At 67.9% G+C, this 16,371-nt stretch carries 13 protein-coding genes; 4 read left to right on the top strand and 9 right to left on the bottom strand.

What is annotated here, in order from left to right:
• Positions 1-91: 91 nt before the first annotated feature.
• From AC1DKV_RS27975 to AC1DKV_RS27945, 7 genes are all read right to left on the bottom strand, one after another.
• The gene (locus AC1DKV_RS27975; protein WP_477138443.1) at positions 92-1,126 is read right to left on the bottom strand and encodes a galactosyltransferase-related protein; all 1,035 of its coding nucleotides are present in this window, start codon (positions 1,124-1,126) and stop codon (positions 92-94) included.
• Positions 1,127-1,134: 8 nt separating this feature from the next.
• Positions 1,135-2,856: an SLBB domain-containing protein gene (locus AC1DKV_RS27970; protein ID WP_477138442.1), complete on the bottom strand. Its 1,722-nt coding sequence runs from the start codon at positions 2,854-2,856 to the stop codon at positions 1,135-1,137.
• 2 nt (positions 2,857-2,858) lie between these two features.
• Complete coding sequence (locus tag AC1DKV_RS27965; protein WP_477138441.1) at positions 2,859-3,962, bottom strand: KpsE/RkpR family capsule polysaccharide export protein; 1,104 nt, start codon at positions 3,960-3,962, stop codon at positions 2,859-2,861.
• Entirely contained in the window at positions 3,959-4,621 is a 663-nt protein-coding gene (locus AC1DKV_RS27960) for an ABC transporter ATP-binding protein (RefSeq protein WP_477138440.1), read from the bottom strand. The genes AC1DKV_RS27965 and AC1DKV_RS27960 overlap by 4 nt, the downstream gene beginning before the upstream one ends.
• Complete coding sequence (locus AC1DKV_RS27955; RefSeq protein WP_441615778.1) at positions 4,618-5,409, bottom strand: ABC transporter permease; 792 nt, start codon at positions 5,407-5,409, stop codon at positions 4,618-4,620. Before AC1DKV_RS27955 ends, AC1DKV_RS27960 begins: the two co-directional genes overlap by 4 nt.
• A 575-nt stretch (positions 5,410-5,984) precedes the next feature.
• Positions 5,985-7,412 carry a heavy metal sensor histidine kinase gene (locus AC1DKV_RS27950; RefSeq protein ID WP_477138439.1) on the bottom strand — a complete coding sequence of 476 codons (1,428 nt, stop codon included), beginning with the start codon at positions 7,410-7,412 and terminating at the stop codon, positions 5,985-5,987.
• Positions 7,409-8,080, bottom strand: a complete 672-nt coding sequence (locus tag AC1DKV_RS27945; protein ID WP_477138438.1) for a heavy metal response regulator transcription factor — start codon at positions 8,078-8,080, stop codon at positions 7,409-7,411. Before AC1DKV_RS27945 ends, AC1DKV_RS27950 begins: the two co-directional genes overlap by 4 nt.
• Positions 8,081-8,226: 146 nt before the next feature.
• On the opposite strand from AC1DKV_RS27945, the gene AC1DKV_RS27940 reads away from it, so the two are divergent.
• From AC1DKV_RS27940 to AC1DKV_RS27925, 4 genes are all read left to right on the top strand, one after another.
• Positions 8,227-8,880: a hypothetical protein gene (locus tag AC1DKV_RS27940; protein ID WP_477138437.1), complete on the top strand. Its 654-nt coding sequence runs from the start codon at positions 8,227-8,229 to the stop codon at positions 8,878-8,880.
• Between the two features lie 11 nt (positions 8,881-8,891).
• A complete protein-coding gene (locus AC1DKV_RS27935) occupies positions 8,892-9,539 on the top strand; it encodes a cytochrome b/b6 domain-containing protein (protein WP_441615786.1) in 648 nt (215 codons plus the stop codon).
• Positions 9,536-10,387 carry a molybdopterin-dependent oxidoreductase gene (locus tag AC1DKV_RS27930; protein ID WP_441615788.1) on the top strand — a complete coding sequence of 284 codons (852 nt, stop codon included), beginning with the start codon at positions 9,536-9,538 and terminating at the stop codon, positions 10,385-10,387. The genes AC1DKV_RS27935 and AC1DKV_RS27930 overlap by 4 nt, the downstream gene beginning before the upstream one ends.
• A 329-nt stretch (positions 10,388-10,716) precedes the next feature.
• A complete protein-coding gene (locus AC1DKV_RS27925; RefSeq protein WP_441615789.1) occupies positions 10,717-10,959 on the top strand; it encodes a hypothetical protein in 243 nt (80 codons plus the stop codon).
• Positions 10,960-11,026: 67 nt separating this feature from the next.
• On the opposite strand, the gene purL is transcribed toward AC1DKV_RS27925, so the two are convergent.
• Positions 11,027-15,073, bottom strand: a complete 4,047-nt coding sequence (purL, locus tag AC1DKV_RS27920) for a phosphoribosylformylglycinamidine synthase (RefSeq protein WP_477138436.1) — start codon at positions 15,071-15,073, stop codon at positions 11,027-11,029.
• Between the two features lie 252 nt (positions 15,074-15,325).
• Positions 15,326-16,371: hydantoinase B/oxoprolinase family protein (locus tag AC1DKV_RS27915; protein ID WP_477138435.1), on the bottom strand; the 1,046-nt coding region annotated here is incomplete at its 5' end.

The raw sequence follows: 16,371 nt of genomic DNA, 5'->3' as shown, positions 1-16,371 counted from the left end.
TCTCCAGCCCTGCCTTCCCATCCGCCAGTTCCGCCCATCGTTCCTCTCCCATCGGCGCGTCCACGCTGTCGGCGGCGCAGCTCGACATCCATCAGTGAAATCCCAGCAGGTACCTGGCCCGGTCMATCCAGCCGCCGAGCCGGTCCACATGCCCAGGGCGAGTGTCGAACAACACAAAAAAATCCTGTGCCGCGAGACCTCGCTCGCCGCAGCATGCAAAGAACTCCTCGATCAGGAAATGGCCCGMCGCCGTGTCGGTGACATTGCCGCCGCCCACCCACGCCCTCAGCTTGCCMAGMAGCCGTTCGGCATTCTCGGCGCGGGCGTGGTAGTAGGCGTCGCCGCGCGGCTTGTCGTGGTAGAGGTGAAACACCACCTGCCTGTCCAGCAGGCGCGGCAGGCTCAGCCTGCCAAGGTATTTGCGAAAGCCCTCTGCCAGCAGCGGCGCACGAAAGCTCTTGTTCTTCAGCAGATCCTCCGTGCGCGGAATCAGCTCGTGGCGCATCGCCAGGCGCAGCATGAAATCGAAATCCTCGTAGCCATGCCCGTGGAAGGCCTCGTCGAAGCCACCCAGGTCCCGGTAGTCCCTGGTACGCAGCACTACCACCGACGACGGATTGGCCATGTGCTGGAAATACCRCCGACGGAACGACAGATAGCCGTCCAGGATCGTGCCGGGCGTCTCTCTGCCGGCTTGCAGCCGGCTGCTCGCCCATTTCGTCAGGTACAGGCACGGCAACACCACCAGCTTCTCGGCCCCCGATGCGACGAGGCGGGCGCTATCGAGGAACAGGTCGGGAAGCGGATACAGATCGGCGTCGAGCAGCAACATCGTGGCCGAATCGACGTGCTMGGCGGCACGGTTGCGCAGCAGGCCGCTATTGACAGCGCCATCGTGGAAGGCGCGCGATACCAACGTGACATGAGGAAACGCCGCCAGCTTCCGGACCAGCGTCCGGTCGTGGCGACTGCCACGATCGTTATGCGCGACCACCATCCTCAGCTTTGCCATGCCCGGATGCCGGGCCAGGTCCAGCACCCTGCCCTTCAAGCTCGCGGGCCGGCGTAGCAGATCCACCGGTATCACCGCGGAGAGCAAGGAATCGGCGCTCTGATGCTTTTGCATGACCTCCATCACAACCCCAACACCACCTTGGCCGAAATCGCCAACTGATAAAGAATCTGGAACACATCCTTKGCAAACTGCCGCGTCTTCATGTCCACCCTCGGCAGCACCAGGATCTCGTCGCCGGAGCGCACCTGCGTGCCCCACTTGCTTTCCGTAAAGCTGCCGTCCCGGTGGGCGACGATCACGCGGGCGCTGTCGGCGTTCTGCGAGTAGCCGCCTGCCTGCTCGATATAGTCGGCCACGCTCATGCCGGAATCGAAGGCGACGGCGTTGGGGAACAGGACTTCGCCGTTGACGATGACGAGGCCGTCCCTGACCGGCACGCGCAGGATGTCGCCGTTCTCCAGCAGCAGCTGGTCACGCGTGCCGGACTTGGCGATCAGGGTCTGGCCGGTGGGTTCGATCTTGCGGGCGCGTTCCACCMATTGCAGCACGAGCGCGGCTTCTTCCTTGCGCAACTGGGCTTCGTCGGCGGTGCCGGAGCGGGCGGTGAGCACGCTGGACTCAAGGCTGCGCAGCGCGGTGCCGAGCAGCACTTTCTGGCGGGCTTTGACGCTGAGTCGGTAGAGCTGGATGCTGTCKGCGTCGGACTGCGGCGTGAAGGCGACCTGGCTGAGCAGCTCGCCCATGCGGCTGCCGTAGGGCAGCACGAATTCCTGCGGGCCGGCGTGCTCGCCTTCCACGCGCACGGTGATGGTGCCGGGGCGCTTGTCGGCGGTGAATTCGATTTCGTCGCCGTCGTGCAGGATGATTTCCTGGTCCTGGGAGATCGGGAAGTATTCGACATTGCGGATGGTGCCGGTGTTGCGCACCACGCGCACGTTGGTGGCCTGCGGCAGCGGCTTGGCCAGGCGGGCGATCTGGTCGAGCCGGGCCTGCTCGCCCTGGAATTCGAAGCGCTTGGCGTTCTCGGCCAGGCCGCCGACCTTGACGGTGCGCTTGCGCGGCTGGACRAAGATCACGTCGCCATTGTTGAGCTGGCGGGTGGCGAGTTCGCCCTTGAGAAGGAAGTCGTAGAGATTGACGACGGCGAGGGTCTGCGTGCCGCGCTTGATGGCGACGTCCAGGAAGGAGCCCCGCTCGGGGTCGATGCCGCCGGCCTGGTCGAGGTAGCGCAGCACGCTGTCGCTGGACGTGCCGTCGTACATGCCGGGTCGATAGACGGCGCCGGTGACGTAGACGCGCACCGGCTGCGCGGCCAGCAGGCTGGCGTAGATGGAAACGCGGCCGGCGAACACGCGGCGCAGCGCCGCGGTGACGGCGGCCTGCAGGTTGGCGTTGGTGATGCCCTGCACGCGGAACGGGCCGATCTCGGGCAGCAGGATGTTGCCGCCGGCATCCACCGCGAGCACGGTGTCGAGGTTGTAGCCGTTCCACATGCGCAGCTGGATGCGGTCGCCCACGGAGATGACGTGGCTGGGGTTGAAGACCGCTGCGCTCTCGCGGCTGAAGGCGCCGGTGAAGAGCTGCGCGCCGAAGGCGTCGCTGGCGAGGTTGGCACCGTAGTCGGCGTTCTGCGGCGCGCTGTCGGGCATGGCTTGCGCGGGATGCGCCGGTACCATGGGCGTGGCGGCTTGCACCGGCATGCCGGTGGCGCCCGCCGGCGGCAGGCCGCCCTGCGCGGCCATGGCGGCGAAGCCGGGCCCGGTGTCGACGCGCGTGCCGGACTGGGCGTGCGCGCCTTGCATGGCCGTGGCGAGCAGAAGGACAAGGAGGAAACGATGCATGGCTAGTCCCGGTGATCGCGAATGATGGCGCCGAGCAACTGGAGCACGCCGGCCAGCATCAGGGCGCCCAGCACGAACACGACGATGTTGTAGAGGCGGCGCGGCTGCAACGGGTATTCGGGCAGGGTGGGGTTTTGCACCACCGCCACGTTCTTGAGCTTGCGCGTGGATTCCATGCGCGCTTTCTCCAGCACGCTCAGCGCGGTCTTGTAGAGGTCCTCGCTGAACCCGGCCGCCGCCTGCAGGCGTTCCTGCTGCTCCGCTACCCGGTTGAGCGCCTTGCCGCTCGACGAGGTCATGCGCGCGCGCTGGGCACCGATCTGGGCCTGCACGGCGACGATCTGCGCGTCGAGCTGCTGGATGGCCGGCGACTGCGGGGTATAGACATCCTTGAGCGCGGCGCGCTTGACGCGCAGGTCCGCCAACTCGGACTCCGCGRCCGCCACCACGCCGGACAGGCTCTSCACGTCGCCGCGCGGGGAGACAATGCCGTTGGCGTTCTGGTACGCCAGCAGGGCCTGGCGGTCGGCCTTCATGCGCTCGCCCTGCGTGCGCGCCTGCCGCTCGATATAGACGACCTGTTCCTCTGCCACACGATGCGTGAGGTCGTTGATAAAGCGTTCGCCCTCCTCTACCAGCGCACGCGTCACTGCCTGCGCCATCGCCGGCGTGAAGGCCTGCGCGCGCACGACCAGGGTGCGCGAGTAGTCGTCATACTMGACGCTCACCCGGCCGAGGTAGTAATCGTGGAAGCGTTCGAGCGACGCATCCGCCGGCCACAGGCGAGACAGCGCGTCGCGGCGCGGATCGCTGTAGTGGCCCTTGAGCGCGAGCGTCGCATCGAGCTTGTTCAGCATGTCGACGGACAGCAGGTACTCGCGCAGCAGCAGCAGATCGCGCGGCGGCGCATTGGCGCCCAGCAGCGAAGCATAGAAGTCGGTCGTGGTGGCGCCTACCGCATCGCTGCGCTCGACCACCACCTTGGCTTCGGACACATAGCGGTCGGCGGCAACCACGCCCCAGTAGACGATCGCCAGGATGGATGCGGCGATGGCGATGCGCCACGGCCAGCCGCACTGCCTGATTTCCCTCAACAGCTTGTTCACCTTGTCATGCTCTTCTTGTATGCCCGCATGGCTTCGTCCACGCTGTCGAAGCGGTAGGCCTGGCCCTCGTGCAGCCAGATCGCKGAGTCGCAAAAGCCGCGCAAGGTCGATTCGCTGTGCGACACCATCACCAGGCCCGCGCGGCCCGCGAGCGCTTCGAAGGCCTTGCGGGACTTGGCGTTGAAAGCGGCGTCGCCGACCGCGGTCAGCTCGTCCACCAGGTACACGTCGAACTCGAACGCGATCGACAGCGCGAAAGCCAGCCGCGAACGCATTCCCGAGGAGTAGGTCTTGACCGGCGCATCGAATGCCGCGCCCAGCTCGGCAAAGTCCCGCACGAAGGCAAGCTTGTCTGCCAGGCCTGCCCGCCCGCCATGGATGCGKCAGACGAACTTGGCGTTCTGCCGCCCGCTCAGCGATCCCTGGAAGCCACCGGAAAGCCCGAGCGACCACGACACCCGGCAGCGCCGGTCGATCTCGCCGCGGCTGGGCGTGTCGGTCCCGCCGATCAGGCGCAGCAGCGTGGACTTGCCCGCGCCATTCCTGCCGATCAGCGCGACGCGGCTGGACCTGGCAATTTCCAGCGATACATCGTGCAGKACCCAGGCGTCCGCCGCCGCGCCGCGATAGCGCTTGTGCAAGCCGGATATCCTGATCATTGCGCCACCAGCCGCGCTGCGAAGCGGCGCTGCAACGCAAGCCCACACAGGACMGAGCACAGGGACCAGGCCGCGAGATAGGACAGGCTGGCGAAGTCCTGCCCCCGATAAGCCGAGAAAAAGCCGCCGCGCATGGCTTCGAGCCCGTGCAGGATGGGGTTCAGCAACAGCCAGTCGCGCACCGGACGCGGCACGCTGGCGACCGGGTACATCACCGCCGAAACGAAATACAGCGGCGCGAAGAACAGGCCGACGATGCGGCCGAACTCCGGCACCAGCGTGCCGAGCACCGACAGGCTCAATGCCAGCCCGGCGCCCAGCAGCCACAGCAGCGCGGCGGCCAGCAGCACTTGCARCGGATCGCGCGGCAGCGCGTCCACCCCGGCCAGGCTGCACGCCGCCAGCAGCACGGCGAACACCAGTCCGTAGAGCAGGCCTTCGAGCGCGGTACGCACCAGCACCGTATCGACCGGCCTTACCTGCCGATACGCGAACAACGCGGCATTGGCCTTGACGGCCTCGGCGCCCCGACTGGCCACGTTGCGCACGAGGAAGAACCCCAGGATGCCGATCATGATGAACAGGCTGGCCGCGATACCCGGAATCAGCACGTGACGCACCACGCCGAACAGCAGCATCAGGAAGCCGATATGGATGACGGGCTCGAGCAGCAGCCACAGCCATGCGGCKCGGCCGGTGGCCAGGCGCGCATTGGCCTCGCGCAGGAACAGCGCGTGCCATACCGAGATGGCGACGGAAAACCGGGAACGAAGACGAATTGAAGGCATGCCGACTCAAGAATGACCCCGGACCGAATGGCGGCCAGGAAGGTTTCCCGGAAGAATGCCGCGGGAGCGCGCTAGCCTTCGGCGCAGGGGGACGGTGCGTCGGGAAATGCCTGCGGCGCGCGGCAAGCTGCCGGACGCCCGGYGGACTTCAGTAGCTAAGACGAAACGTTGCTTCAGCCYGGCGCAAGAGGCGCCCGGCTTCGTCACCGCGATCTTCCGGAAATTCGCCACGGCAATCACGCGATGGCGACCGAAGAAATGGTACAAGCGCGGAGGCCGTCTGAGGGGCGGAAACGTCCGAACGAGATATGGCAAGTTTCCCGCAGACCATACGGCATGGTCTGATAGGCAGGATCGCGCGAGAGCTGGTGGCGGCCCGGCGATGGCGCGGCAGGGAATGCGTCAGGGGCGCGCGGGAGGACGCATCAGGKACGCATCAGGGACGCATCAGGACGTCTCAGGACGTATCAAGGCCGCCCCKGGCCGGTCKGCAGCGGACTGGCGAACKACCGGTGCGGGAAAGGAACGCGAGATGCGCGCAGGGCCCGGCTGGCCCGCGGGAACGCGGAAAGCGCCTATGCGGTGGGCGAAGCGGGCGGGAAATGCAGCGCAAAGCGCAGGCGTCCCGGCGCGGGACAAGTCGCTTCGGCCTGGCCGCCGTGGAGGGTCATGATGGCCTTGACGATGGCGAGTCCGAGTCCGTTGGATTCGGCCACCTGGCTGCGTGCCACGTCGCCGCGGTAGAAGCGGTCGAACAGGCGGTGCAACTGCTCTTGCGGAATGTCGTCGCCCTGGTTCTCCACGGCAACGACGGTGCCACCGGCCTGGTGCACGCCGCTCAGACGGATGACGGTGCCCGGGGTGCCGTACCGCACGGCGTTGACCACCAGGTTGTTGATGGCCCGGCGGCACAGCAGCGGATTGGCCCAGAGCGTGCCCTCCGCCGCGATCTCGAAGCGCATGCCTTTTTCGTCGGCCGGGCCTTCGAAGTACTCCGCGATCTTGTTGAGTTCGGCCTGCAGCGGCACTGCTGCATGCTCGATGGTCAGGCGCGCGTGGTCCGCCTGCGCGAGGAACAGGATGTTCTCGGCGATATTGCCGAGGCGGCTCAGTTCTTCCAGGTTGGATTCGAGCAGTTCCTGGTATTCCTCGGGCCGGCGCGCCTTGCTCAGCGTGACCTGCGTCTGCCCGATCAGCGCGCCCACCGGCGTGCGGATCTCGTGCGCGAGGTCGGCGGAAAACTGGGAGAGGCGTTCGTAGCCTTCACCCAGCCGGTCCAGCATCGCGTTGAATGCCCGCACCAGGCCGTGCAGTTCCGCCGGCGCGCCGTGCTCGTCGAGACGAACGGTGAAGCTGGCKGGGCCGATCTCGGCGGCCCGCGCGGCAATGCTGCCCACCGGCCGCAGCCCGCGCCGGATGGCAACGACGGCCAGCGCCGTGGCCGCCAGCATGCCCACCAGCGTGCCCAGCAGCACGCGGTCGCGGTAGGCGGCGAGCATCTGCACTTCATTGCCCAGCGGATGCGCGGCGATCACCTCGACCACGCTGCCGTCTTCGTTCKAACGCGCGCGCGCCGCCGCCCAGTGGATCGGCACGCCGTTGGCCAGCCGCGTGCGCAGGATGCTGTCCGGCGTGAGGCCGACGCCGTCGCCCGGCATCAGCGGGCCCAGTTCCGCCGGCACTTCGAGCCCATCCGGGTTGACGTGGATGAACGGCGGCTCGCCCGGCTTGCGGAAGATCAGCACGTCGCGCTCGGCGCCGAGCATGGTCTCGAACAGCAGCGGACGGTCCTTGAGTTCCGAGACCGTATAGACGTTGCTGGCCAGCCGGCGGAAATGCGTGACACGCCCGATCAGCTGGAGATCGGCGCGCGCTTCCATCGAGGTCTTGACGGACTGGTAGAAATAGGCGCCCAGCGCGCCGATCACTACGCAGGCGATCAGCGCGAACGACAGCGTGGTGCGCGCCGTGAGCGACGGCGCCCGCCTGGGCCGGGCGTTCATGCGCTGTCGCCGAAGGTGTAGCCGATGCTGCGCACGGTATGGATCAGCTTCTTCTCGAAGGGCTGGTCCACCTTGGCGCGCAGCCGCTTGATCGCCACATCGACGACGTTGGTGTCGCTGTCGAAGTTCATGTCCCAGACTTCCGAGGCGATCAGCGTGCGCGACAGCGCCTCGCCCTGGCGCTTGACCAGCAGGTGCAGCAGCAGGAACTCCTTGTTGGTCAGCGCGATCTCGACGCCCTGGCGGGTGACCTTGCGGCGCATGACATCGAGCTTGAGGTCGGCGAACTCGAACAGCTCGGCTTCGCGCACCACGCCGCGCCGAAGCAGCGTGCGGATGCGCAGCACCAGCTCGATGAACGAAAACGGCTTGACGAGATAGTCGTCCGCGMCGAGCTCGAGGCCGTGGATGCGGTMATTGACATGATCGCGCGMGGTCAGAAAGATCACCGGCAGGTCGCGCCGCGCGCGCAAGGTGCGCATGATCTCCCAGCCATCGATGCCGGGCAGCATCACGTCGAGCACGATCAGGTCGTAGGCGTGCTCCAGCGCCATGTGCAGCCCGTCGGTGCCAGTGCGCGCGAGGTCCACGGCATAGCCACTTTCGCGCAGCCCTTTCCTGAGGTAGTCGCCGGTCTTGGGATCGTCTTCGATGACGAGGATGCTCATGATGCGCAAATCGGTTCGGCTGGTGTGCTGCCATTCTAGCCACCGCGAGCCCGCCGCTGATGACATTTTTGTCATCAAACGGTCACTCGGACGACCGCTTTCGAGCCCTAATCTGGCCCGCACCTTTCACTGCACGGAGTGCCAGAATGAAGATCGTTTCGAGCAAGTTGACGCGTACCGTACTGGCCGCCGCCATGCTGGCCGGCGCCGCGATTGCAGGCGCCMCCGCGGCGCTGGCCCAAGCGGCCCCGGCCGCCGCCCCGGCCAGCGCGCCMACCGGCGTGCGCGGCACCGTGACGGCCTTTGCCGGCGACACGCTGAAGGTGCGCACCCGCTCGGGCCAGGAGCTCGACATCGGCCTGGGCAAGGACACCGCGGTGCGCGGCGTGACCCTCGCCAAGATCGACGAGATCAAGGCCGGCAGCTATATCGGCTCGGCCGCGGTGCCACAGGCCGACGGTTCGCTCAAAGCGCTCGAAGTACACGTGTTCCCGCCCAGCATGCGCGGCAGCGGCGAAGGCCATCGCGCATGGGACCTGGGCAAGAACAGCAGCATGACCAACGGCACGGTCGGCAGCGTGGTGGTCAGCAACGGCCGCACCATTACCGTGAAGTATCCCGAAGGCGAAAAGCGCATCGTGATCCCGGTCGACGTGCCTATCGTCAATCTCGAACCCGGCGACCGCTCGCTGCTGGTGCCGGGCACGCATGTCGTGCTGTTCGCCGCCAAGGCACCGGACGGCGCGCTGACCGCGCGCTTCATCTCGGCCGGCAAGAACGGCGTCGTGCCGCCGATGTAAGGTCACCGGCCATGCACAAGCCAACCCCCGCCCGCGCCGCGCGGCGTGCCATCGTCCACCCGCTGGCCGTGCGCGCCGCGCACTGGATCAACGCCTTCGCCATGACGTGCATGGTKATGAGCGGCTGGGCCATCTACAACGCGTCGCCCTTGTTCGCCTTCCGCTTTCCTGCGTGGGCGACGGTGGGGGGGTGGCTGGGCGGCTCCATCGCCTGGCATTTCGCCGCGATGTGGCTGCTGTGCGCCAATGCCCTGCTCTACCTCGGCCATGGCTTCGCCACGCGGCACTTCCGCCGGCATTTCCTGCCCCTGAGCGCGCGCGCCGCGCTGCGCGACGCGGGCCTTGCGCTGCGCCTGCGCCTGCCGCACCGGCCCGGCGTGTACAACGCGGTGCAAAGGCTGATGTACGTGGCGGTGCTCCTGCTCGGCGCGCTGGTGGTGGCCTCCGGCCTGGCGATCTGGAAGCCCGTGCAGCTGTACTGGCTGGCGAACCTGTTCGGCGGCTTCGATACGGCCCGCTATGTGCACTTCGGCGCCATGGCCGGGATCGTCGCCTTTGTCGTGGTGCACCTGGTGCTCGTCATCGCGGTACCGTCGACCCTGTTGCCGATGTTCACGGGCCGCGCGGGGCGCGGTCATCATGGAGAAGCCGAAGCATGAGCGAGCCGTCCGGAAAGACGCGGATCGCGCGTCCCGTTACCCAGGATATCCCCGCCACCGCGCGCTCCGCAGGCGAACCGCGCGCGGCAGGCGCCGCCATCGCCACGCCCTCGCGGGAGCGCATCAGCGCGGCGGATTTCAAGCCGCGGCTGCAGCGGCGCATGTTCCTGCGCTCATCGCTTTCGCTCGGTGCCGTATCCATGCTGGCCGGCTGCACGCTGCAGGACGGCGACACCGTGGACAAGGTGCTATGGTCCATGTCGCGCTGGAACGACCGCGTGCAGGCCTGGCTGTTCAGCCGCGACCGGCTGGCGCCCACCTATGCGCGCAGCCAGATCACGCAGCCCTTCCCCTTCAACGCCTTCTACCAGGAGTTCGACGTACCCGAGGTAGACGGCAACGACTACCAGCTGGAAGTCTCCGGCCTGGTCGCCGACAAGCGCAGCTGGAGCCTGGCGCAATTGCGCGCGCTGCCGCAGGCTGGCCAGATCACCCGCCATATCTGCATCGAAGGCTGGAGCGCCGTCGGTGAATGGCGCGGCGTGCCGTTGCGGACCTTCTTGCAGCGTATCGGCGCGGACACCACCGCGCGCTATGTCGGCTTCAAGTGCGCGGACCGCTATTACTCCAGCCTCGACATGGAAACCGCACTGCACCCGCAGACCATGCTGGCGCTGGATTTCGGCAGCGAACCGTTGCCTGCCAGGTACGGCTATCCGCTCAAGCTGCGCGTGCCGACCAAGCTCGGTTTCAAGAACCCCAAGCATATCGCCGCGCTGTTCGTGACCAACGAGAATCCCGGCGGCTACTGGGAAGACCAGGGCTACAACTGGTTCAGCGGGATCTGAGAGAGCCTGGCCCAGGACCTGGCCCGGACCTGAAAAAGTGACTAGCGGCAGGTGACGCACAGGCGGTTCCCCGCGCCAGACAGCCACGCGCCCGCCGCCAAATATGGCGCTACGCACACATTTATCACCAAAGACACGCCGTCCGGGGCCAGCAAGGATTCCCAGCGCGGTCACTCGTGCGTAAGATCGAGAGCATCCGCCCGGCCGCCGCCGCTCGATGCGCGCACGGCCGCGCATGGCTCACACCCGCACATCACCTCCCGCMGCGGGCCCCGCAACAGACGAGGGAGACCATGGCATCAGGCAGCGCATCCCGGCAACTCTGGCATATGACTTCCGAAGGTTGGGGCTACTGTGCGCTCGGCACCTTCAGCCACGACGGCCTGCCGCCCGAGTGGCGGGCCGTGCTGCCCATGCTTCCGCTACGCGACCGCTACTCCCCCGTGAAGGCCGCGCGCATGGTGCTGGTCACCATGCAGCTACGCGGCGCCGCACCCGACGCGGCGCAACGCTCCGATCCGCAACGACCGCTCTACTACGTCTACCAGGCGTGGAGCACGCTGGCCGGATGATTGGCCGCCGGGAATGAAAAACGGGCCCCGAAGGGCCCGTTTTGCATGTCGTCGACGCGCGAGCGGATCACCCCACCCACTTGCGGGCATTCCTGAACATGCGCATCCAGGGGCTGCCGCCATCGGGGATCTGCTTCCACGCATCCGGCGCCCAGCTCATCGTGGCCGTGCGGAACACGCGTTCCGGGTGCGGCATCAGCACGGTGAAGCGGCCGTCCACGGTGGTCACCGAGGTAATGCCKTCGGGCGASCCGTTCGGGTTSAGCGGGTAGGTCTGGGTGGGCGCGCCGTGGTTGTCCACGAAGCGCAGCGCCACCTGGGCCTGCTTCTGGTCGCCCTGCTGGGAGAAGTCGGCAAAGCCCTCGCCATGCGCCACCACGATGGGGATGCGGCTGCCTTCCATGCCGGCGAAGAAGATCGACGGCGAGGACTGCACCTSCACGGTSACRAAGCGYGCTTCGTACTGYTCSGACTGGTTGCGCGTGAACTTCGGCCASGCRYYSGCGCCCGGGATGATCGGGGCGAGGTTGCTCAKCATCTGGCAGCCATTGCACACGCCCAGCGCGAAGGTGTCCTGGCGGTTGAAGAAGGCGGCGAACTGCTCGGCCATCTGCGCGTTGAACAGGATGGTCTTGGCCCAGCCTTCGCCGGCGCCCAGCACGTCGCCGTAGCTGAAGCCGCCGCAGGCAACGAAGCCGCTGAAATCGGCCAGGCTGGCGCGCCCGGCGATCAGGTCGCTCATGTGGACGTCGTGCGCGTCGAAGCCCGCGCGGTCCATGCTGTAGGCCATCTCGATCTGCGAGTTGACGCCCTGCTCGCGCAGGATGGCCACACGCGGACGGGCGCCGGTGGCCACGAACGGCGCGGCGATGTCCTCGGCCGGGTCGAACGTCAGCACCGGCGAGATGCCGGGGTCGGCGGCGTCGAGCAGGCGGTCGTATTCGCTGTCGGCGCAGGCGGGGTTGTCGCGCAGGCGCGCGATGCGCCAGCTGACTTCGCTCCAGTTGCGCTGCAGCTCGCCGCGGGCGGCGCCAAACACCTTCTTGGCGTCGCGGTAGATCTCGATCTGGTCGGTCGTGTTGGGCTTGCCCACCACGTGGCTGCAGGCGGACAGGCCGGCTTCGCGCAGCACGCCGAACACGGCGTCGCGCTCTTCCAGGCGCACCTGGATCACCGCGCCGAGTTCTTCCGAGAACAGCGCGCGCAGGGTCTGGTCGTTGCGGCGCTMGCCGATCTGCTGGGCCCAGTTCTTGGCGTCGCCGTAGTCCTGCTCCTGCTGCGGGTCCAGCGCCAGCATGTCGACGTTGAGCGACAGGCCGCAGTGGCCGGCAAAGGCCATTTCCGCCAGCGCCGCCAGGAAGCCGCCGTCGGAGCGGTCATGGTAGGCCAGCAGCCTGCCTTCGCGGTTCAGGCGCTGGATGACGTTGAAGAAGTTCTTCAGGTCTTCGGCACTGTCCACGTCCGGCGCGGCGTCGCCCACCTGCTGCGTGACCTGCGCCAGGATGCTGCCGCCCAGGCGGTTCTTGCCGCGGCCCAGGTCGATGGCGATCAGCACGCTGTCGCCGGCATCGGTGCGCAGTTGCGGCGTCAGGGTGCGGTCGGTGTCGTCCACCGCGGCGAAGGCCGAGATGATCAGCGAGACCGGCGCCACCACTTCCCTGGCGATGCCGTTCTCTTCCCACTTGGTGCGCATGGACAGCGAATCCTTGCCCACCGGGATGCTGATGCCGAGCGCCGGGCACAGTTCCATGCCCACCGCGTGCACGGTGTCGTAGAGCTTGGCGTCCTCGCCGTCCACGCCGCACGCGGCCATCCAGTTGGCGGACAGCTTGACCTTGCCCAGGTCCATGACAGGCGCGGCGGCCAGGTTGGTCAGCGCCTCGCCGATGGCCATGCGGCCCGAGGCCGGGGCGTTGATCACGGCCAGCGGGGTGCGCTCGCCCATGGTCATGGCTTCGCCGGCGCGGCCCTTGTAGTCGAGCGTGGTCACGGCCACGTCGGCCACCGGCACCTGCCAGGGACCGACCATCTGGTCGCGCGCGTTCATGCCGCCCACGGTGCGGTCGCCGATGGAGATCAGGAAGGACTTGCTGGCCACGGTGGGGTGGCGCAGCACGTCGCGCACGGCTTGCTCCAGCGCGATGCCGGTCACGTCCACCGGCGGCAGCGCCTGCTCCACGTGACGGACGTCGCGGTGCATGCGCGGCGGCTTGCCGAGCAGCACTTCCATCGGCATGTCGACCGCGTAGTGTTCCTTKAGCGAGGCGTCGACGTGCGCGTCCACCAGCTGCAGCTGTTTCTCTTCGGTGGCCACGCCGACCACCGCGAACGGCGAGCGCTCGCGCTGGCACATGGCCTGGAACAGCGGGAAGGAATCCGGCGCGATGGCCAGCACGTAGCGCTCCTGCGATTCATTGCACCAGATCTCGGCCGGGCTCAGGCCGGACTCTTCCAGGTGCACCTGGCGCAGGTCGAAGCGCGCGCCGCGGCMGGCGCCGTCCACCAGTTCGGGGAAGGCATTGGAGATACCGCCCGCGCCGACGTCGTGGATCGACAGGATGGGGTTGTCGTCGCCGAGCTGCCAGCAGGCGTTGATGACTTCCTGCGCGCGCCGCTCCATTTCCGGGTTGCCGCGCTGGACCGAATCGAAGTCCAGGTCGGCGGTGTTGGTGCCGGTGGCCATCGAGCTGGCGGCGCTGCCGCCCATGCCGATGCGCATGCCCGGGCCGCMMAGCTGGATCAGCAGGGTGCCGGCGGGCAGCGGGTTCTTGTGGGTATGGCTGGCATCGATCGCGCCGATGCCGCCGGCGATCATGATCGGCTTGTGATAGCCGCGCACGGTACCGCCCACGTTCTGCTCGTAGACGCGGAAGTAGCCACCCAGGTTGGCACGGCCGAATTCGTTGTTGAAGGCGGCGCCGCCGAGCGGGCCTTCGGTCATGATCTGCAGCGGCGAGGCGATGCGGTCCGGCTTGCCGGTGACCGCGGGCTTGTCGTCGGGATTGCGGTGTGCCACCGGCTGGGCGGCATCGCGCGCGTTTTCCCAGCTTTCGACGGCATCCGGCAGCATCAGGTTGGAGACCGTGAAGCCGGTCAGGCCAGCCTTGGGCTTGCCGCCACGGCCCGTGGCGCCCTCGTCGCGGATCTCGCCGCCGGCACCGGTGGAGGCGCCGGGGAACGGCGAGATGGCGGTCGGGTGGTTGTGGGTCTCCACCTTCATCAGCGTGTGCGTGAGCGCCTCGTGGCGGCCGTACTTCTGCTCGCTGCCGCGCGGGAACCAGCGCTCCGCCACGCCGCCTTCCATCACCGCCGAATTGTCGGAGTACGCCACGATCGACCCTTGCGGGTTGAGCTGGTGCGTATTGCGGATCATGGCGAACAGGGACTTGTCCTGCTGCACGCCGTCGATGGTCCAGGTGGCGTTGAAGATCTTGTGGCGGCAGTGCTCGCTGTTGGCCTGCGCGAACATCATCAGCTCGACGTCGGTCGGGTTGCGGCCCAGCCGGGCGTAGGCGTCCACCAGGTAGTCGATCTCGTCTTCCGACAGCGCCAGGCCCATCTCGGTATTGGCCTGCGCCAGCGCGGCGCGGCCACCCGAGATGTCGATGAAGCGYAGCGGCTTGGCCGGCAGTTCCTGGAACAGGCCGGCCGCGTCTTCGCGCGCGGCCACCACGGCCTCGGTCATGCGGTMGAACAGATGGGCGGCCACGGCGGCGCGCGTGCCGGCGTCCAGCGTCTTGCGCCCGCGCAGCAGGCCCTTCTTGCAGATCACGGTGATCTCGATGCCGCGCTCGATGCGGTGCACGCTGGCGAAGCCGCAGTTATGCGCGATATCGGTCGCCTTGCTGGCCCACGGCGAGATCGTGCCGAAGCGCGGGATCACCACGAAGCGGTCGCCTTCGGCCTGTGGCTCGAACGGCGCGCCGTAGGTCAGCAGCGCGCCGATGCGGGCACTGTCGTCCTGCGACAGCGGCACATCGGAATCGACGAAGTGCAGGAACTGGCCGTGAACCGACTCGATGTCGGCGTCGATCTGCTTGAGGGCGGTGAGCAGGCGTTGCTGGCGGAAGGCAGAAAGGGCCAATGCGCCGGGGAAGCACGAGAAATKCGCCATGGTCTGAGCGGTCGGGAGGGCAGGAGGTAGGGGCTGCTACCGGCCGGCGCCGCTGGTTGGGGCGCCGTGCTGGCGGGAAACCGGCATTATACCTTGTCGGCGGACCTTTCCCGCGTTGCAGCAGAGCCGGCGACGCCCCGGCTACCCGGCTACCCGGCTACCCGGTTGATCTGGGCGCGAAGCGGCGCCGGGACCACTCACGGCCCGCGACACCACGCGCGGGCCGCTTCGGCGGCCCGCAACGCGGCACGCTCAGGCCTCGCCGAAGCCCCCGCCCCCGGGCGTTTCCACCACGAACAGGTCGCCCGCCTCCATCTCGCAGCGCCCGACGTGGCCGAGCGCCTCTTCCCGCCCGTCGCGCCGCACCACGTAGTTGCGCCCGGTGGCGCCGGGCGCGCCCCCGGCCATGCCGAACGGCGCGTGCAGGCGGTTGTTGGAGAGGATCGACGCGRTCATGGGCTCCAGGAAGCGCACCCGGCGGATGCCGCCGCTGCCACCGTGCCAGCGCCCCGCCCCGCCCGAGCCCGGGCGGATCTCGTAGCTTTCCAGCCGTACCGGGAAGCGCCATTCCAGCACTTCCGGGTCGGTCAGCCGCGAATTGGTCATATTGGTCTGCACCACGTCGCAGCCGTCGAAGCCGTCGCCGGCCCCGCTGCCGCCCGAGATGGTCTCGTAGTACTGGTAGCGCGCATTGCCGAAGGTGAAGTTGTTCATGGTGCCCTGGCTGGCCGCCACCACGCCCAGCGCGCCATACAGGGCGTTGGTGATGCAGGACGAGGTCTCCACATTGCCCGAGACCACCGAGGCCGGATAGCGCGGGTTGAGCATMGAYCCMTCCGGGATGATGACCTTKATCGGCTTGAGGCAGCCGGCGTTGAGCGGGATGTCCTCGTCGACCAGCGTGCGGAACACGTAGAGCACTGCCGCCATGCACACCGCGCGCGGCGCGTTGAAGTTGTTGGGCAGTTGCGCCGAGGCGCCGGTGAAGTCCACCACGGCTTCGCGCCGGGCCTGGTCCACCGTCACCTTGACCTGGATGCGCGCGCCGTTGTCKAGCGGGTAGTMGTAGCTGCCGTCCTTGAGCGCGGTGATGACGCGGCGCACGGCTTCCTCGGCGTTGTCCTGCACGTGGCCCATATAGGCGCGCACCACCGGCAGGCCGAACTGCGCCACCATCTTGCGCAGCTCTTCCACGCCCTTGGCATTGGCCGCCACCTGGGCGCGCAGGTCMGCCATGTTCTGGTCGATATTGCGGGCCGGGTAGCGCCCGTCGGCCAGCAGCGCGCGCATGCCGGCGT

Source organism: Cupriavidus sp. 05T41 (assembly GCF_056396525.1).
This window is presented reverse-complemented; position numbering and strand designations above follow the sequence as displayed.

Coding starts and splice junctions, on each gene's coding strand:
- AC1DKV_RS27925 (WP_441615789.1), top strand. CDS start 10,717: ATGACTTCCGAAGGTTGGGGCTACTGTGCGCTCGGCACCTTCAGCCAC.
- AC1DKV_RS27930 (WP_441615788.1), top strand. CDS start 9,536: ATGAGCGAGCCGTCCGGAAAGACGCGGATCGCGCGTCCCGTTACCCAG.